The sequence below is a fragment of the Mucilaginibacter sp. genome (assembly GCF_965225845.1).
Lineage (GTDB): Bacteria > Bacteroidota > Bacteroidia > Sphingobacteriales > Sphingobacteriaceae > Mucilaginibacter.
The window spans coordinates 2,627,821-2,646,816 of sequence record NZ_CBDDBL010000002.1; the positions used below are offsets into that span (position 1 = coordinate 2,627,821).

14 protein-coding genes, 5 tRNA genes and 1 pseudogene are annotated in these 18,996 nt (G+C 41.6%); all 20 read right to left on the reverse strand.

Features of this window, described 5'->3' with window-relative positions:
- Window positions 1-163 precede the first annotated feature (163 nt).
- Window positions 164-4,452 (reverse strand): annotated as a pseudogene (rpoC, locus tag ACYZ0U_RS16000) (DNA-directed RNA polymerase subunit beta').
- 85 nt (window positions 4,453-4,537) lie between these two features.
- Window positions 4,538-8,341, reverse strand: a complete 3,804-nt coding sequence (gene rpoB, locus ACYZ0U_RS16005; RefSeq protein WP_461453547.1) for a DNA-directed RNA polymerase subunit beta — start codon at window positions 8,339-8,341, stop codon at window positions 4,538-4,540.
- A 201-nt stretch (window positions 8,342-8,542) separates the two neighbouring features.
- Window positions 8,543-8,926, reverse strand: a complete 384-nt coding sequence (gene rplL / locus ACYZ0U_RS16010) for a 50S ribosomal protein L7/L12 (RefSeq protein WP_158995429.1) — start codon at window positions 8,924-8,926, stop codon at window positions 8,543-8,545.
- A 57-nt stretch (window positions 8,927-8,983) separates the two neighbouring features.
- Window positions 8,984-9,502 (reverse strand): 50S ribosomal protein L10, encoded by a 519-nt coding sequence (gene rplJ, locus ACYZ0U_RS16015; protein WP_461453548.1) that lies wholly within the window; start codon window positions 9,500-9,502, stop codon window positions 8,984-8,986.
- A gap of 2 nt (window positions 9,503-9,504) precedes the next feature.
- A complete protein-coding gene (rplA, locus tag ACYZ0U_RS16020; RefSeq protein ID WP_179415333.1) occupies window positions 9,505-10,203 on the reverse strand; it encodes a 50S ribosomal protein L1 in 699 nt (232 codons plus the stop codon).
- Between the two features lie 28 nt (window positions 10,204-10,231).
- A complete protein-coding gene (gene rplK / locus ACYZ0U_RS16025; protein WP_461453549.1) occupies window positions 10,232-10,672 on the reverse strand; it encodes a 50S ribosomal protein L11 in 441 nt (146 codons plus the stop codon).
- Between the two features lie 176 nt (window positions 10,673-10,848).
- Entirely contained in the window at window positions 10,849-11,391 is a 543-nt protein-coding gene (gene nusG, locus ACYZ0U_RS16030; RefSeq protein WP_158995425.1) for a transcription termination/antitermination protein NusG, read from the reverse strand.
- Between the two features lie 13 nt (window positions 11,392-11,404).
- Entirely contained in the window at window positions 11,405-11,599 is a 195-nt protein-coding gene (gene secE / locus ACYZ0U_RS16035) for a preprotein translocase subunit SecE (RefSeq protein ID WP_461453720.1), read from the reverse strand.
- 15 nt (window positions 11,600-11,614) lie between these two features.
- Window positions 11,615-11,685: transfer RNA gene (locus tag ACYZ0U_RS16040), tRNA-Trp, on the reverse strand.
- Between the two features lie 125 nt (window positions 11,686-11,810).
- The gene (tuf, locus tag ACYZ0U_RS16045; protein WP_461453550.1) at window positions 11,811-12,998 is read right to left on the reverse strand and encodes an elongation factor Tu; all 1,188 of its coding nucleotides are present in this window, start codon (window positions 12,996-12,998) and stop codon (window positions 11,811-11,813) included.
- Window positions 12,999-13,067: 69 nt separating this feature from the next.
- Window positions 13,068-13,139, reverse strand: a tRNA-Thr gene (locus ACYZ0U_RS16050).
- Between the two features lie 116 nt (window positions 13,140-13,255).
- Window positions 13,256-13,328, reverse strand: a tRNA-Gly gene (locus ACYZ0U_RS16055).
- Between the two features lie 78 nt (window positions 13,329-13,406).
- Window positions 13,407-13,487 (reverse strand) — tRNA-Tyr (locus ACYZ0U_RS16060).
- 64 nt (window positions 13,488-13,551) lie between these two features.
- Window positions 13,552-13,624, reverse strand: a tRNA-Thr gene (locus ACYZ0U_RS16065).
- Window positions 13,625-13,864: 240 nt separating this feature from the next.
- A complete protein-coding gene (hpf, locus tag ACYZ0U_RS16070) occupies window positions 13,865-14,212 on the reverse strand; it encodes a ribosome hibernation-promoting factor, HPF/YfiA family (protein ID WP_461453551.1) in 348 nt (115 codons plus the stop codon).
- A 12-nt stretch (window positions 14,213-14,224) separates the two neighbouring features.
- Window positions 14,225-15,115 carry a tyrosine-type recombinase/integrase gene (locus tag ACYZ0U_RS16075; RefSeq protein ID WP_461453552.1) on the reverse strand — a complete coding sequence of 297 codons (891 nt, stop codon included), beginning with the start codon at window positions 15,113-15,115 and terminating at the stop codon, window positions 14,225-14,227.
- Window positions 15,116-15,191: 76 nt separating this feature from the next.
- Entirely contained in the window at window positions 15,192-15,383 is a 192-nt protein-coding gene (gene rpsU, locus ACYZ0U_RS16080) for a 30S ribosomal protein S21 (protein ID WP_158995420.1), read from the reverse strand.
- Between the two features lie 257 nt (window positions 15,384-15,640).
- Window positions 15,641-16,792, reverse strand: a complete 1,152-nt coding sequence (locus ACYZ0U_RS16085) for an acyl-CoA dehydrogenase (protein WP_461453722.1) — start codon at window positions 16,790-16,792, stop codon at window positions 15,641-15,643.
- Between the two features lie 258 nt (window positions 16,793-17,050).
- Window positions 17,051-18,823 (reverse strand): carbamoyltransferase family protein, encoded by a 1,773-nt coding sequence (locus ACYZ0U_RS16090; RefSeq protein WP_461453553.1) that lies wholly within the window; start codon window positions 18,821-18,823, stop codon window positions 17,051-17,053.
- Window positions 18,824-18,829: 6 nt separating this feature from the next.
- Complete coding sequence (locus ACYZ0U_RS16095; protein WP_174236938.1) at window positions 18,830-18,979, reverse strand: DUF5989 family protein; 150 nt, start codon at window positions 18,977-18,979, stop codon at window positions 18,830-18,832.
- Window positions 18,980-18,996 lie beyond the last annotated feature (17 nt).

An 18,996-nucleotide genomic window follows, 5' to 3' on the forward strand; every position in this document is an offset into this window, starting at 1 on the left:
ATAATATTTATTGTATATAGACTTAGTGTATATTAAAGATTTGAGATATAAATCAGTTCATAAGGGCTATTCAAAAGCTTTTGTATAAAATGTAACAATTGTATTATCAATAAAAAAGCCTGCCAGTTATCACTGGCAGGCTTTAAATTTATTTGTTTAATGCTTATGCTTCTACTTCTTCTGTTTTTGAAGCCATTAAACGGTCGAATTCTTCCTGAGAACCTACGCGGATATTTTCATATGCGCGTAAACCTGTTCCTGATGGAATTAAGTGACCAACAATTACGTTTTCTTTCAGGCCGAGCATGTTGTCTTTTTTACCTGCAATCGCTGCTTCGTTCAGTACTTTGGTAGTTTCCTGGAACGATGCTGCCGATATAAACGACTTGGTACCTAATGACGCTCTTGTAATACCTTGTAATATCGGGCTTGATGTAGCTGCGATAGCATCCCTAACTTCAACTAACCTTAAATCTTTACGTTTTAAGATGGAGTTTTCGTCGCGAAGTTTTCTAACAGATATAATTTGCCCTGCTTTTACATTGGCAGAATCACCTGGTTCAACAACAACTTTCTTATCGAAAATTTCGTCATTCTCAATCATGAAATCCCAGCTGTCAACCGCTTCTTTTTCAAGGAACGTAGTATCGCCGGCATCCTCAATTGATACTTTCTGCATCATTTGGTGAACAATAACCTCGAAGTGCTTATCATTGATCTTCACACCTTGTAAACGGTAAACTTCCTGTATACCATTCACTAAGTATTCCTGTACCGCAGCAGGGCCTTTAATAGCCAGTATGTCGGCAGGAGAGATAGAACCGTCAGACAATGGCATACCGGCTTTCACAAAGTCATTATCCTGTACAAGGATGTGTTTTGACAATGGAACAAGGTATTTCTTGATCTGGCCATCTTTTGATTCAATGGTCATTTCGCGGTTACCACGTTTAACGCCGCCTAAGGTTACCACACCATCAATCTCGGTAACAACCGCAGGGTTTGATGGGTTACGTGCTTCGAATAACTCGGTTACACGTGGTAAACCACCTGTAATATCCCTTGTTTTTCCGGTTGAACGCGGAATCTTGGCAATAACTTGTCCTGTTTGTAGTTTCTCGCCTTCATCAACTGCGATGTGGGCGCCTACCGGGATGTTATAACCTTTGATAACGTTACCTTTTTCAACAACCTGTATAACCGGGTTCTTGGTTTTATCTCTGGTATCGATAATTACTTTTTCGCGGTGACCTGTTTGCTCGTCTGATTCTTCACGGAAAGTAATACCTTCCAATACAGCCTCAAACTGGGTTGTACCTGCAAATTCAGAGATGATTACCGCATTGTACGGATCCCATGAACAGATACGGTCGCCTTTAGTGATCTTGCTTCCGTCTTTCACATATAAGTAAGCGCCGTAAGGGATATTGTTAGTTACAATCACCTTATTGGTTCCTTCTTCTACAATACGGAACTCACCTGAACGGCCTAATACCACCTCAACCGGTCCGTCTTCTGCAGTTTTGTATTGTACTGTACGAACGTTTTCAAATTCGATAATACCATCAAACCTTGCATTGATCTGCGATTCAGCAGCGATGTTAGATGCGGTACCACCCACGTGGAATGTACGCAATGTTAACTGTGTACCCGGCTCACCGATAGACTGTGCTGCAATTACACCAACAGCCTCGCCACGTTGCACGCGTTTACCGCTTGCAAGGTTACGTCCGTAGCATAAAGCACAAACACCGCGTTTGCTTTCGCAAGTTAATACCGAACGGATCTCGATACCCTCTAACGGAGAGTTTTCGATAGTTTTTGAAATTTCTTCAGTGATGTCATGGCCTGCAGCTACTAACAATTCGTTAGAGATAGGGTCATAAACATCATTCAGGGCAGTACGGCCTAATATACGCTCGTGTAATGGCTCAACAATATCCTCGTTATCTTTAAGGGCGGTTGTGTATATACCTCTTAAAGTACCGCAATCTTCTTCACCTACAATCATATCCTGGGCAACGTCATGCAACCTACGGGTTAAGTAACCAGCATCTGCAGTTTTTAACGCTGTATCCGCCAAACCTTTACGCGCACCGTGGGTAGAGATGAAGTATTCCAATACCGATAAACCTTCTTTAAAGTTTGAAAGGATCGGGTTTTCAATGATCTCGCCACCTGAACCTGATTTTTGAGGTTTCGCCATCAAACCACGCATACCTGCAAGCTGACGAATCTGCTCTTTAGAACCACGTGCACCGGAATCAAGCATCATGTATACTGAGTTGAAGCCCTGGTTGTCTGTTGACAAGATCTCCATTACATTCGCTGTTAAGCGGTTGTTGATACGTGTCCAGATATCGATGATCTGGTTGTAACGCTCGTTGTTGGTGATGAAACCCATGTTATAGTTACCCATAACCTCTTCAACTTCTTTCGAAGCCTGCTCAATAAGCGTAACTTTTTGTGCAGGGATGTTTATATCCTTCAGGTTAAATGATAAACCACCCTGGAATGCCATTTTGAAACCTAATTCCTTAATATCATCAAGGAACTGGGCAGCGCGTGCCATACCGGTATTTTTAACTACTTCACCAATAATATCACGTAAGTGATTTTTTGGTTAAGCAATTCATTGATATAACCAACTTCTTCAGGCACGTGCTGATTGAACAATACGCGGCCTACAGTGGTATCAATAATTTTGCTTACAATGCTGCCGTCACGTTCTTTAACTTTGGCTTTCACCTTGATAAACGCGTGCAGGTCAAGTTTTTTCTCGTTGTAAGCGATAATAACTTCTTCAGCAGAATAGAAAGTTAAGCCTGAACCTTTTACAATGTGTCCTTCTTCTGTTTTACGGCCTTTGGTTATGTAGTACAAACCAAGTACCATGTCTTGCGAAGGTACAGTAATTGGCGTACCGTTAGCAGGGTTAAGGATGTTGTGCGATGCAAGCATCAAAATTTGGGCTTCCAAGATTGCCGCGTTACCAAGTGGTACGTGAACGGCCATCTGGTCACCGTCAAAATCCGCGTTGAAGGCTGTACAAGTTAACGGGTGTAACTGGATAGCTTTACCTTCAACCAATTTTGGCTGGAACGACTGGATACCTAACCTGTGCAAAGTAGGCGCACGGTTTAGTAATACAGGGTGCCCTTTTAATACATTCTCTAATATATCCCAAACTAATGGGTCTTTACGGTCAACGATCTTTTTGGCAGATTTTACTGTTTTAACCACACCACGCTCAATCATCTTACGGATGATAAATGGTTTGAATAATTCAGCAGCCATATCTTTTGGTAAACCGCACTCGTGTAATTTAAGGTTTGGACCTACAACAATTACCGAACGTGCTGAATAATCCACACGTTTACCTAATAAGTTTTGACGGAAACGGCCTTGTTTACCTTTCAGGATGTCTGAAAGTGATTTCAAAGCACGGTTACCTTCAGTTTTAACGGCGTTTACTTTACGTGAGTTATCGAATAACGAATCTACAGCTTCCTGCAACATACGTTTTTCGTTACGTAAAATAACTTCCGGCGCTTTAATCTCGATCAAACGTTTTAAACGGTTATTACGGATAATTACACGACGGTATAAATCATTCAAATCTGAAGTTGCGAAACGGCCGCCTTCCAATGGAACTAACGGGCGTAATTCAGGCGGGATAACCGGAACGATCTTAACGATCATCCACTCAGGGTTATTTTCGATCCTGTTTTTTGAATCGCGGAAAGCTTCAACAACCTGTAAACGTTTTAAAGCTTCGTTTTTACGTTGTTGAGAAGTTTCGTTAGCTGCCTGGTGACGTAAGCTAAAAGAAAGCTCGTCAAGGTCAAGGCGTTTTAAAAGCTCTTCTAAAGCTTCGGCGCCCATTTTAGCTACGAATTTCTGCGGATCCTTATCATCCAAATACTGGTTTTCTTTTGGAAGGGTATCCAAAACATCCAGGTATTCTTCTTCAGTAAGGAAATCCATTTTGTTGATACCGTCAGCTTCCTTGATACCGGCTTGTATTACTACATAACGTTCGTAGTAAATGATCAAGTCTAATCTTTTAGTAGGTAAGCCTAACAGGTAACCAATTTTGTTTGGTAATGAACGGAAGTACCAGATGTGCGCAACAGGCACCACCAGGTTGATGTGGCCCATACGCTCACGACGTACTTTCTTTTCAGTTACTTCAACACCGCAACGGTCGCAAACAATACCTTTATAACGGATACGTTTGTATTTACCGCAATGGCACTCATAATCTTTTACCGGACCGAAAATACGCTCACAAAACAAACCATCACGTTCAGGTTTGTAAGTTCTGTAGTTAATGGTTTCCGGTTTTAAAACTTCGCCACTTGAACGCTCCAGGATAGACTCAGGTGAGGCTAAGCTGATGGTGATGGTGGTGAAATTACTTTTGATTTTATTATCCTTTTTATAAGACATAGTCTCCTTTGTTTTAAAGTTAAAAGTTAAAGGCTTAAAGTTGAAAGTAGCTCTCGCTTTAAACTTTCAACTTTAAACTTTATCCTTATTCTAATGTGATATCCAAACCTAAACCTCTTAATTCGTGAACCAATACGTTGAATGATTCCGGAACTGAAGGAGTTGGCAGGTTTTCACCTTTAACAATAGCCTCGTAAGTTTTAGCGCGGCCGATAACATCATCAGATTTAACGGTCAATATCTCTTGCAAGATGTTTGCTGCACCGAATGCTTCCAGTGCCCAAACTTCCATCTCACCAAAACGCTGGCCACCGAACTGGGCTTTACCGCCCAATGGTTGTTGTGTAATTAATGAGTATGGCCCGATTGAACGCGCGTGCATCTTATCATCAACCATGTGGCCTAATTTCAGCATGTAGATGATACCTACTGTAGTCTGCTGATCGAAACGATCACCTGTTAAACCATTGTATAAGTAAGTACGGCCTGATTCAGGTAAGTTGGCTTTCTTGATCCACTCTTCCACTTCTTCATGGCTTGCACCATCAAAAATCGGGGTAGCGAATTTAATACCAAGCTCTTTACCAGCCCATCCTAATACTGTTTCGTAGATCTGCCCTAAGTTCATACGTGAAGGTACACCCAGCGGGTTCAGCACAATATCAACCGGTGTTCCGTCCTCCAGGAAAGGCATGTCCTCGTCACGTACAATACGTGCCACAATACCCTTGTTACCGTGGCGGCCTGCCATTTTATCACCCACCTTAAGCTTACGCTTTTTAGCGATGTAAACTTTAGCCATTTGCACGATACCTGATGGCAGCTCATCACCCACACTGATAGCGAATTTATCACGACGATAAGCACCTAATTCCTCGTTAACCTTGATGTTGTAGTTATGAAGAAGCAGTTTTATCTGGTCGTTTTTATCATCATCAGTTGTCCATTTAGTTGGGTTAATATTATCATAATTAAGCTCAACCAGGATTTTTTGAGTGAATTTAACACCTTTAGCAACCTGTAACTCTTTGTAAACATTGTATACACCTTGTGATGTTTTACCATTCACAATCTCGAATAATTTTTCGATCAGCGTATTTTTAAGCTCTTTAACAGCTTTATCATGTTTGTTATCCAATCTTTCTAACTGTGCTTTTTCTTCTGCCTTAGTAGTTTTCTTAGCACGTGAGAACAATTTGGTATCGATAACCACACCGGCAATTGAAGGAGGAGTTTTTAAAGACGCATCTTTAACGTCACCTGCTTTATCACCAAATATGGCACGTAATAATTTTTCTTCCGGTGAAGGGTCTGACTCACCTTTTGGAGTGATCTTACCGATCAAAATATCGCCTTCTTTAACCTCGGCACCAACACGGATGATACCGTCTTCGTCAAGGTCTTTAGTAGCTTCTTCTGATACGTTAGGGATATCCGGTGTCAATTCTTCCTCGCCACGTTTGGTATCACGTACTTCCAGTTCAAATTCTTCAACGTGTAGTGAAGTGAATATATCCTGTGAAACTACGCGCTCCGAGATCACGATCGCATCCTCAAAGTTATATCCCTGCCAGGGCATGAACGCTACTTTTAAGTTACGGCCCAAGGCAAGCTCACCATTTTGGGTAGCATAACCTTCGCAAAGTACCTCACCTTTTTCAACTCGCTGGCCTTTTTTAACAATCGGCTTTAAGTTCATGGTAGTGCTTTGGTTCGTTTTCTTGAACTTGGTTAAACGGTAGCTCTTAGAGTCGCCATCGAATGAAACCAAACGGTCAAGCTCGTCACGGTCGTATTTAATACGGATCTCGTTAGCATCCACATACTCAACAACACCATTACCTTCAGCATTGATCAGGGTACGAGAGTCTTTAGCAACACGTCCTTCCAAACCAGTACCAACAATTGGCGCTTCTGGGCGTAATAATGGTACAGCCTGGCGTTGCATGTTTGATCCCATCAATGCACGGTTAGCATCATCATGTTCCAGGAACGGAATTAATGAAGCCGCGATAGAAGTGATCTGGTTTGGCGCAATGTCCATATAATCAAGTCTTTCAGGCTCGATGATCGGGAAGTCACCTTCAAAACGTGCTTTTACACGCGGTGTACTGAATACCCCTTTATCATCATAAACCGCGTTAGCCTGTCCGATGGTTTTACCATCTTCATCTTCAGCAGATAAGTAAACAACCGGCTCATCCATTGATACTACACCGTCAACCACACGTTTGTATGGTGTTTCGATGAAGCCCAGGTTATTGATCTTGGCGTGTACGCAAAGTGATGAAATTAAACCAATGTTCGGTCCTTCCGGAGTTTCGATGGTACATAACCTGCCGTAGTGGGTGTAGTGTACGTCACGAACTTCAAAACCTGCACGCTCACGTGACAGGCCACCGGGGCCAAGGGCTGACAGACGACGCTTGTGCGTAATCTCTGCCAGTGGATTGGTTTGGTCCATAAACTGTGACAACTGGTTTGTTCCGAAGAAAGAGTTGATCACTGATGATAAAGTACGCGCGTTGATCAGGTCGGTTGGTGTGAACACCTCGTTATCACGAATGTTCATACGCTCACGGATGGTACGGGCCATACGCGCTAAACCTACACCGAATTGAGCATATAACTGCTCACCTACGGTACGTACACGACGGTTTGACAAGTGATCAATATCATCCACCTCAGCTTTTGAGTTGATCAATTTGATCAGGTATTTTACTATCGCGATGATATCCTGTTTAGTTAAAACCTTAGTATCTTCAGAAGTACTTAGTTTTAACTTACGGTTGATGCGGTAACGACCAACATCACCCAGGTCATAACGTTTATCCGAGAAAAATAAACGATCGATGATACCACGTGCAGTTTCCTCATCAGGTGGTTCAGCGTTACGTAACTGGCGGTAGATGTGCTCAACCGCTTCTTTCTCAGAGTTTGAAGTATCTTTTTGTAAAGTATTGTATATGATAGTGTAGTCACCGCTGGTAGCTGCATCTTCCTTGTTCAGGATGATGGTTTTTACACCTGCATCAATGATCATATCAATATGGTCATCTTCAAGCACGGTTTCACGCTCCAGAATGATCTCGTTACGGTCGATTGAAACAACTTCACCGGTATCTTCATCCACAAAATCCTCAACCCATTTTTTAAGCACCCTTGCGGCAAGCTTACGGCCGATGAATTTTTTAAGACCAGATTTACTTACTTTTACCTCGTCAGCCAGTTCAAATAATTCTAATATGTCTTTATCAGAATCATAACCGATAGCACGTAATAAAGTAGTAACCGGGAATTTCTTTTTACGGTCGATATAAGCATACATCACGTTATTAACGTCTGTAGCAAACTCTATCCATGATCCTTTAAAAGGGATAACACGGGCAGAGTATAATTTTGTACCGTTAGTGTGGCGGCTTTGGCCAAAGAACACACCTGGTGAACGGTGTAACTGCGATACAATTACACGCTCGGCGCCATTGATAACAAAAGTACCTTTAGGCGTCATGTAAGGGATAGTTCCCAAATACACGTCCTGTACAATCGTTTCAAAATCTTCGTGCTCCTCGTCATTACATGACAGGCGAAGCTTTGCTTTTAAAGGCACGCTGTAAGTTAATCCGCGTTCGATACACTCTTGTATATCATAACGTGGCGGATCAATAAAGTAGTCAAGAAATTCTAAAACGAATATGTTTCTTGAATCTGAAATCGGAAAGTTTTCGGCAAACACTTTAAACAAGCCCTCTTTGTAGCGGTTGTCTGAAGTAGTTTCTAATTGAAAAAATTCCTGGAAAGATTGCAACTGCACATCCAGAAAATCGGGGTAATCAAGTACCTTTCTGCTGGTTGCAAAGTTTACTCTTTGATTATTTTGGTTTGCCAAGGGATTATAATTTTAGTTTATTAATAAACTTAAGTAGATGTGAGTATTGAGATGTGAGATGTGAGATAAGAATAAAATCTTTGAGCTTAGCGCAAAAACCTCATTTCTCAAATCTAATATCTCATGTCTAAACCATTATAAACAGCAATAGACCCCGACCAAAAACGGTCGGAGTCTGATGCTATTGTGTATCGGGTTAAATTATTTAACCTCAACTACCGCTCCGGCTTCTTCTAATTGTTTTTTCAAAGATTCAGCTTCTTCTTTAGTTACACCGGTTTTAACTTCTTTAGGTGCACCATCAACTAAGTCTTTAGCTTCTTTCAAACCAAGGCCGGTAAGGTCTTTTACTAATTTAACAACTGCTAATTTTGAGCCACCTGCTTCTTTCAGGATAACGTCAAATGCAGTTTGCTCAGCAGCAGCAGCAGGAGCGTCATCGCCACCAGCTGGAGCAGCAGCAACAGCAACAGCTGCAGCAGCAGGCTCAATGCCATACTCATCTTTCAAGATCTGAGCTAATTCGTTAACTTCTTTTACTGTTAAGTTTACTAACTGTTCAGCAAACGCTTTTAAATCCGCCATTTTATTTATTTTTTACTTTTAATGCTTTTTGTTTAATTCGAAACTTCAGGTGTTCCGTTAACCTCTTTCTTGTAATGTTTTCACAACACCTGCCAATATATTTCCGCCTGACTGCAGTGCAGAAATAACGTTCTTCGCTGGTGATTGCAATAGTCCGATAATCTCGCCAACCAATTGTTCTTTTGATTTTAAGTTGATCAAAGTATCTAATTGGTTATCGCCGATGAATAACGATGCATCAATATATGCTGCTTTTAAAACTGGTTTATCACCTTTTTTCCTTAATTTCTTGATCAACTTTGCCGGAGCAGTTGCTGATTTTGAGAAAAGGATTGATGATGAACCTTTTAATACATCATATAATGGAGCAAAATCACCTTCGATATTATCCATAGCTTTTTTAATTAAGCTATTTTTAGTTACCTGCATGGTGATCTCGTTTTCGAAACACTGGCGACGGATGTCATTCACTTTTGCAACCGTCAAATTTGAAGTATCAGTAATATAAAAATTACCATACTCTTTCATTTGTTCAGTAAGGGCAAGAACTAAGTCGTATTTTTCTTCTTTATTCATGATTAAATCCCCGCTACTGTTTTGGTTTCAACTGCAATTCCTGGTGACATTGTTGACGAAACGTGAATACTTTTAAAATATGTTCCTTTTGCTGATGAAGGTTTTAATTTAGAGATAACCTGCAATACTTCTAATGCGTTCTCATAAATCTTATCAGCAGGGAAAGATACTTTTCCTATTGAGGCATGGATGATGCCGGTTTTATCAACCTTGAAGTCAATTTTACCACCTTTTACATCAGTTACAGCTTTACCAACTTCTGGCGTTACTGTTCCTGATTTAGGGTTAGGCATAAGGTTACGCGGGCCTAAAATACGACCTAAACGACCTACTTTTGCCATAACACTAGGCATAGTGATGATAATATCAACGTCAGTCCATCCACCTTCAATCTTGGCAATGTAATCATCCAAACCTACGAAATCCGCACCTGCGTCTTTTGCTTCTTGTTCCTTATCAGGAGTACAAAGCACCAACACACGTACAGTTTTTCCGGTTCCATGAGGCAATGTTGCTATACCGCGTACCATTTGATTGGCTTTACGGGGGTCAACACCTAAACGTACATCTATATCAACTGATGAATCAAATTTAGTATTAGTAATATCTTTTACTAAAGCTGTTGCATCTTGTAATGAATACGATTTATTAGCCTCAATTTTGGAGAGTGCCGCTTTTTGATTTTTTGTTAATCTTGCCACTGTCTTAAACTGATTTGTATAAATTTAATTAATTCCAGGGAGCCGTACCTGATACGGTTATTCCCATACTGCGGGCAGTACCTGCCACCATTTTCATGGCTGATTCAACTGTGAACGCGTTCAGGTCAGTCATTTTATCCTTTGCTATAGTCTCAACCTGATCCCAGTTTACACTGGCAACTTTTTTACGGTTAGGCTCAGCAGAACCACTTTTTAAACCTGTTACTTCCATTAACTGGATTGCTACAGGAGGGGTTTTGATGATAAAATCGAATGACTTGTCAACATAAACAGTAATAACTACAGGCAACACTTTACCAGGTTTGTCCTGGGTACGTGCGTTGAACTGCTTGCAAAACTCCATAATATTCACACCTTTTGCACCCAATGCAGGGCCAATTGGTGGAGATGGATTTGCAGCGCCGCCCTTCACTTGTAGTTTAACCATCGCACCGACTTCTTTTGCCATTTTTTGTTTACTTTAATTGTTACTCAATGTTAGTAAGTGGAAGCTATGTAACATTCTTTTAATCTGGTATCAAGTATTTAGTATCAAGTATTTAGACTTTTTACCTTTCCTCTCACCCATTATCTTTATTAGTACCCGACCAAGTAATATTGCTACCTGATTCTGGCTACTAAATACTATTCTTTCTCTACCTGCATGTAATTCAATTCAAGCGGCGTACGGCGCCCGAATATTTTTACCATTACCTTCAGTTTCTTTTTCTCTTCGTTAACTTCCTCAATCACACCGCTAAAGCCGTTGAAAGGTCCGTCCATTACTTTTACGTTCTCGCCAACATAATAAGGCACATTCATGGTTTCACCCTGTGCTGTCATTTCGTCAACCTTACCTAAAATACGGTTAACTTCTGCCTGGCGAAGCGGGATAGCGTTTCCGGCTTTATCGCCCAGGAAACCTATTACGCTGTTTATGTTTTTTATTACATGTTCAATTTCGCCATCTAACTGGGCTTCCATCAACACATAACCCGGAAAGTAGTTACGCTCCTTAGCTATTTTCTTTCCGTCGCGCATCTGGTAATACTTTTCGGTAGGGATCAGTATCTGAGGGATCAGGTGCGTTATACCCAAACGGTTTATTTCAGCCTCAATATACGTCTTTACCTTTTTTTCTTTACCACTTATGGCACGTACTACATACCACTTTAATTGATCGCTCATTTATATCTATATATTAACCCAGTGAACTATAAAAACTTCTTAATAAGAAACCAATCAATTGGTCCATACCAAAAACTACCAAAGCGATAATAACCGTTGCCACCAACACTAATATAGCACTGCTTTGCAGCTCGCGCCAGGTTGGCCAGGTAACCTTTTCGGTTAGCTCGATGTATGATTCCTTTATATATTCACCTACGTTAGCCATATCGTATTTTTTATGCACGGGAACAAGGATTCGAACCCTGATCAAAGGTTTTGGAGACCTCTATTCTACCGTTGAACTATTCCCGTGTATCCCTTTTGTTAAGCGATGTATTTCATCACTTTGTTATAGTAACAAAGTACTTAGCAGTTTTGCTAAGTACTTTGCTGTATATTAACCTAACTTATTCTCTGCTTAAACAGAGCGTAAGGTTTTATTTTAAGATTTCAGTTACCTGACCAGCACCTACTGTTCTGCCACCTTCACGGATAGCGAAACGTAAGCCTTTTTCCATTGCGATAGCGTTAATCAAATTTACAGTGATTGTAACGTTATCACCTGGCATAACCATTTCTACACCTTCAGCTAAAGTGATCTCACCTGTAACGTCAGTAGTACGGAAATAGAATTGCGGGCGGTATTTGTTGAAGAACGGCGTGTGACGGCCACCTTCTGCTTTTGATAACACGTAAACTTCTGCTTTGAAGTTAGTGTGCGGAGTTACTGAACCTGGTTTGCAAATAACCATACCACGACGGATATCAGTTTTTTCAATACCACGTAACAATAAACCTACGTTGTCACCAGCTTCGCCACGGTCAAGGATCTTACGGAACATCTCAACACCAGTACAGGTTGATTTTAAGTTCTCAGCACCCATACCTAAGATATCTACAGGGTCACCAGTATTGATAACGCCACGCTCGATACGGCCAGTTGCAACAGTACCACGACCAGTGATCGAGAATACGTCCTCAACAGGCATAAGGAAAGGAAGATCAGTTAAACGCGGAGGAATAGGGATGTATGAATCTACAGCATCCATTAATTCCATAATTTTTTCAACCCATTTAGGATCAGCATTTAAGCCACCTAAAGCTGAACCCTGGATAACTGGAATATCGTCACCCGGGAAATCATAGAATGATAATAACTCACGGATCTCCATTTCAACTAATTCTAACAATTCAGGATCATCAACCATATCCACTTTATTCATGAATACAACTAATGAAGGCACACCTACCTGGCGAGCTAACAAGATGTGCTCACGAGTTTGTGGCATCGGGCCGTCTGTAGCAGCAACCACGATGATTGCACCGTCCATCTGAGCAGCACCTGTAACCATGTTTTTCACATAATCCGCGTGACCCGGACAGTCAACGTGTGCATAGTGACGGTTAGCAGTTGAATACTCAACGTGAGCAGTGTTGATAGTGATACCACGCTCTTTTTCTTCAGGAGCTGAATCGATTGAATCGAATGAACGAGCTTCTGAAAACCCTTTATCAGATAATACTTTAGTAATAGCTGCGGTAAGGGTTGTTTTACCGTGGTCAACGTGACCGATTGTACCGATGTTTAAGTGCGGCTTACTGCGGTCAAACTTTTCTTTTGCCATGATTTATATTTAATTTTTGTAGGTTAATTATACTTTAAAAACTCTCTGTTATATACTTTAAATAAAGTGAGCCAACAATGGGATTTGAACCCATGACCTCTTCCTTACCAAGGAAGTGCTCTACCCCTGAGCTACGTCGGCTTATTTTTGATTCCGGAGTGGGATTTTTGATTTGGGATTGTCACCCCTTATCACCCTGCCTCTTTCACCTTCTTTAGTCCGAAATCGAAATTTCGAAATCCGACATTCCCTTTTTGAGCGGAAGACGAGGTTCGAACTCGCGACCTATAGCTTGGAAGGCTATCGCTCTACCAACTGAGCTACTTCCGCTTTTAATGCAGTTTGCAGTTATCAGTTTGCTGTATGCTATCGCTTACTGCCAACCGGTAACTGCCAACTACAAACCTGTGGGGGGAGAAGGATTCGAACCTTCGTAGCCGAAGCAACGGATTTACAGTCCGTCCCATTTGACCGCTCTGGTATCCCCCCATTTGTTATTCCGGACCGTTAATGTTCAAAAGTTGAAGCTAAACATTACAATCCGAAAAAACAGAGCCTCCTATCGGGATCGAACCAATGACCTACTGATTACAAGTCAGTCGCTCTACCAGCTGAGCTAAGGAGGCTTAAAATTTACCTTTCCTTTTCCCTTGTCCATTGCTGAACCGTCGGATAGTTGCCGGTTAAATTATTTAAGATTATTAATTTTAAAGAACCAACCCTTAAAGTGAAATAGTGCGTTGCATACCTCTCCAAAAGGGATTGCAAATTTACAAATAAATAATGCCCATCAAAATATTTTATCAAAAAAAAATCGATGGTTTAAAAGCCATCGATTTTTTTGAATTTATAGGATTTGATTTCGCTTAGAAATCGTCCTCATTATCAGCTAAAACCGCATTTTTAGCAGCTTCGGCAGCAGCAAATTTCTTTTGTTTTTGTTTTTCAATTTGTTTGCGCAAGCTCTCAATCGCGAGGTCGGTAGCTTCTTCAAAGCTTTTGCACTGCTCCTTGGCAAATAATGCTATGCCCGGTAGCAACAGTTTAATCTCCGTTATCTTATTGGCCTCATCTTCTACATTTTCCAGTTTTAAATAAACCTCGCCACTGATGATGTGGTCGTGAAAGGTATCCAGCTTATCAGCTTTCTTCTGAATAAAATCCAACAACTTCTTGTCTGCGTTAAAACGAATAGATTGCACTGTAATTTTCATGATTCCTCCTTTTTATGCCTTTGGATGGGCTTGTTTATAAATAGACTTTAATCGCTCAACAGAGTTGTGCGTGTAAATTTGGGTTGCGCTCAGATTAGCATGGCCCAAAAGTTCTTTAATGGCGTTAAGGTCGGCGCCGTTGTTAAGTAAAGTTGTTGCAAATGTGTGCCTCAGCACGTGAGGGCTTTTTTTGTTTTGGGTTGATATGTGAGATAGATACTTCTGCACTATTAAATATACGAGCTTGGGATATGCATCCGCTCCTTTATCTGTAACGATTAATGTTAGGGAATTGTTATCAAAATTTTGATTTTTCTTTAACTCCAGGTACTCGGCTACCAGGTGCTTCAGCTCGTTATTTATAGGTATAATCCTCTGTTTGTTGCGTTTACCTAAAACTTTAACGGTGCCTTCGTATACATTAATATCTGTTTCTTTTACGCCCAATAATTCCGAAAGGCGCATGCCGGTACCAAACAGGGCCTCGATCACCAGTTTATCGCGCAAACCCTTAAAATCATGGCTGAAGGTATCATCGCTATCCAGCATTTGCATCAGTTTGGCATCTTCTACCACAACCGGCAGGTTTTTAGGGATTTTGGGGGCAATGATCTTGGAGGCCGGGTTATGACCGATAATACCCTCCTGCAGTAAAAACTTAAAGTATTTGCGCAGCGTGGCTATTTTACGGTTGATGGAACGCGCGGTTATTTCGTCACTCATCATGCTTACCATCCAGTTTCGGATGAGGTAATGGGTAATTTCTGAAGGATGGGTAATGGTTTCTTCCGGGGTGTTCAGGAAGCGCATGAATTGATCCAGATCTGACTGATAGGCAGATACCGTATGCGGGGAGTACCGTTTTTCGAATTGAATATATTGAATAAAACGGGCTAAAAACATAAAAACTATTTATACATCCAGGATATGAATGTACAAATAGTTTTAATATATAATTAGCAAAAACTGTAAAATAAATTTACACAGTTTCAGCGTTCATATTTTGCTTGTAGATAGCGTGTTTTATTTCGTGCCTACGGGTAATCGATTTTTTCTCGAATGCCTGGCGGCTGCGAAGTTCTCTTAAAACACCTGTTTTTTCGAATTTCTTTTTAAAGCGTTTAAGTGCTTTATCTAATGATTCGCCGTCTTTTACATTAATAATGATCATAGTTCCTGAAATACCTCCTTTCGTGGGAGGGCAAAGGTAAGTGATTTATTTTGAATATGAAAGTAATTTGTTGATTTAGTGAATGGTTAACGCGAAGAGTAAAAAACACTGTTGTAAAAGTTTATTTATTAAATAACTTTTCGATTATTTATGCCTGTATTTAAGTTTAGGATTTCGGCTGGCGTGAACGCTAACAAAAACAAGGGTCAAGCGTAGACGCTTGACCCGGCGGTTATATTTTTAATTACTTGACTATCTTATCTCAATACTTCTCTACTAATCACAATTTTCTGTATCTCCGAAGTCCCCTCGCCTATGGTGCAAAGCTTGGCATCGCGGTAATATTTCTCTACCGGGAAATCCTTGGTGTAGCCATAGCCGCCGAAGATTTGTACAGCTTCAGTCGCGGTTCTTACAGCAACCTCTGATGCAAAATATTTTGCCATTGCCGATTGCTTGGTAACAGGCAGATGCCTGTTCTTCAGGTCAGCAGCTTGCATAATTAATAGCTCGGCAGCTTCAATTTCGGTGGCCATATCTGCCAGTTTAAAGGCAATGCCCTGGAAGTTAGCTATTGGCTGGCCGAATTGCTTGCGCTCCTTAGCATACGCCACAGCAGCCTCAAAAGCGCCTTTAGCAATGCCTAGTGATAATGCTGCGATTGAGATCCGTCCGCCGTCCAATACCTTCATGGCTTGTTTAAAGCCTTCGCCTTCAACTCCTAATAAATTTTCCTTAGGCACGCGGCAATTGTCAAATATCAATTCCGTAGTTTCAGAGGCACGCATGCCTAATTTGTTCTCTTTTTTACCGTGAGTGAAACCGGGCGTACCTTTTTCTATCACAATGGCAGAGATCCCATGCGAATCGCCTTTCTCGCCTGTACGCACCATCACCACAGCCACATTGCTTGATTTTCCGTGTGTGATCCAGTTTTTGGAGCCGTTGATCACATAATCATCACCATCTAAAACAGCGGTGGTCATCATGCCTAAGGCATCGCTGCCGGTATTGGCCTCGGTTAAGCCCCAGGCGCCAATCCACTCAGCAGCTGCCAGTTTGGGCAGCCAGCGTTGTTTTTGCTCATCATTCGCAAAAGCTAAAATGTGGCCTGTGCATAATGAGTTATGTGCCGCAACCGATAATCCTATCGACCCGCAAACTTTTGCGATCTCTACAATTACGGTAACATATTCCTGGTAGCCGAAACCCGAGCCGCCGTACTGTTCGGGCACTAAAACGCCCATCATGCCCAACTCGCCTAATTGCTTAAAAAGTTCAACTGGAAAATATTGTGATTCATCCCACTCCATTACGTGTGGTTTAATATAGCGCTCTGCAAAATCTTTTGCCATTTGCCCTACCATCTGCTGATTTTCGCTTACAGAAAAATCAAATCCGGCAGGCATATCGGTTAATAAAGTACTCATGATTTATAATTGGTTACAACAAAGTAACGCAATAAATACCGGCTTAGTTTCAGCTTTTTATACCTGGAAAGTAGTACAAAATGGTATCGGGTATGAAATGGAGGTTTAGTTGATTTAAACCCTGAATTAGTTTAAAATTTTTTTTGAATTTTGTTTGAAGATTAACCACAAAGGTCACAGAGTACATTCCCACCATATCCTCGCAATGACATGGCTTTATATTATTAGTTACCCCCCCTACTTCCTCACCAAAAAACCACCTACCACTAACATATCAATCTCCGTATTCAAAAAACACAAAATCGCGTCCTGCGGCGTGCAAACTATGGGTTCATCCATACGGTTAAATGAGGTGTTAATGACCATCGGGCAGCCGGTTTGCTTGTAGAAGGCATTGATCAATCCATAAAAGTCGGGGTGCTGATCCGCGTTTACAGTTTGCAGGCGAGCGGAGTAATCCAGGTGGGTAACAGCAGGTATCACCGAGCGTTCCTGGTTTATTTTTTTCATTGAATCAACTTCATCGGCAACAGGCTTGCGTTTTTCCTCACGCACCTTGCCAACCAGCAGCATGTACGGACTTGCCGCGCCCAGATCGAAATATTCATCGGCATGCCCCTCCAAAACCGCAGGCGCGAACGGCCTGAATGATTCCCGGAACTTTATTTTTTTATTGAGGACAGATTGCATGGTCACATTACGCGGGTCGGCAATAATACTTCTTGCGCCCAATGCCCTCGGACCAAATTCCATCCGCCCCATAAAATAACCGATGACTTTTCCGGTTGCGATCTCGTTGGCTACTACTGCATGCAAATCATCATCAGCCAATTGCTCAAACTTCAAATCATGCTTTACTAAAGCTTGCTTAATTTCATCCTCAACATATTCCGGGCCAAGCAAGGCATTGTGCATGCTGTCCTGTGGCTGCACTATCCTATCCTGCTTTAAATGCTCATAATAAACCGCCAATGCTGCGCCTAAAGCACCACCGGCATCCCCGGCTGCCGGCTGGATCCAGATATTTTTGAAACCGGATTGCTTCAAGATCTTGCCATTCGCCACACAATTCAGCGCAACACCTCCTGCCAGGCATAAATTGTCTTCCTGGTATTGCTCATGCAGGCTGGTAGTTAGCTTCAGCATCACATATTCCGTAGCCTGCTGTATGGATGCTGCCATATCCATATGAAATTCAGTCAATTCAGCCTTAGGGTCGCGCGGTGGGTTTTTGAATAATATATTAAACCTGCCCGCCGTCATGGTTAAACCGGTGGCATAGTTAAAGTATTTCATGTTTAGCCTGAAAGAGCCATCCTCTTTTAAATCGATCAGTTCCTTCAAAATCAGCTCGGTATAAACCGGTTTGCCATATGGGGCCAATCCCATCACCTTATATTCATCGCAATTTACTTTAAAGCCTAAATAATAAGTAAATGCCGAATAAAGCAGCCCGATAGAATGCGGAAAATTGATACTGCTGATGTTTTGAATGGTATTGCCATCGCCTTTGCTCACGGATGTTGTAGCCCACTCGCCTACGCCATCAACCGTTAAAATTACTGCCTTTGTAAAAGGCGAAGGGTAAAATGCTGATGCTGCGTGCGATTGATGATGCTCGGTAAACAATAAATTATTGCCGTTATTTTTCCATTCGGGTTCAATTTGCTGCAAAGCTCTGGTGAGCATTTTTTTAAAGTAGAGCTTTTCCTTCAGCCACAAAGGCATCGCCTTTAAAAAAGACCCGACGCTGAATGGCGCGAATGCCAGATGCGTCTCGAGCAAGCGCTCGAATTTTAAAAATGGCTTCTCGTAGTAAACAATATGGTCTACCCGGTTTAGGTTGATGCCCGCCTGCTGCAGGCAATAGTTAATGCTTTTTTCGGGGAAAGCAGCATCATTTTTTATCCTGGTGAAGCGCTCTTCCTGTACCGCCGACAGGATATTGCCATCCTGAATTAAACAAGCGGCACTATCATGGTAATAAGCAGAGATCCCTAGGATATACATTTCGGCTTAAAAAAGGGAATAAATGAACGGTGCCAAAGCGGAACCCTGGGCTATCACCAAAAAGGTAGCCAGCAGCACCAGTACAATGCATAAAGGCCAAAGCCAGTAGCGTTTACGCTGCTTTAAAAACCTGAAAAACTCTAATAAAACTTCCATATACCTCCTCTAAATCT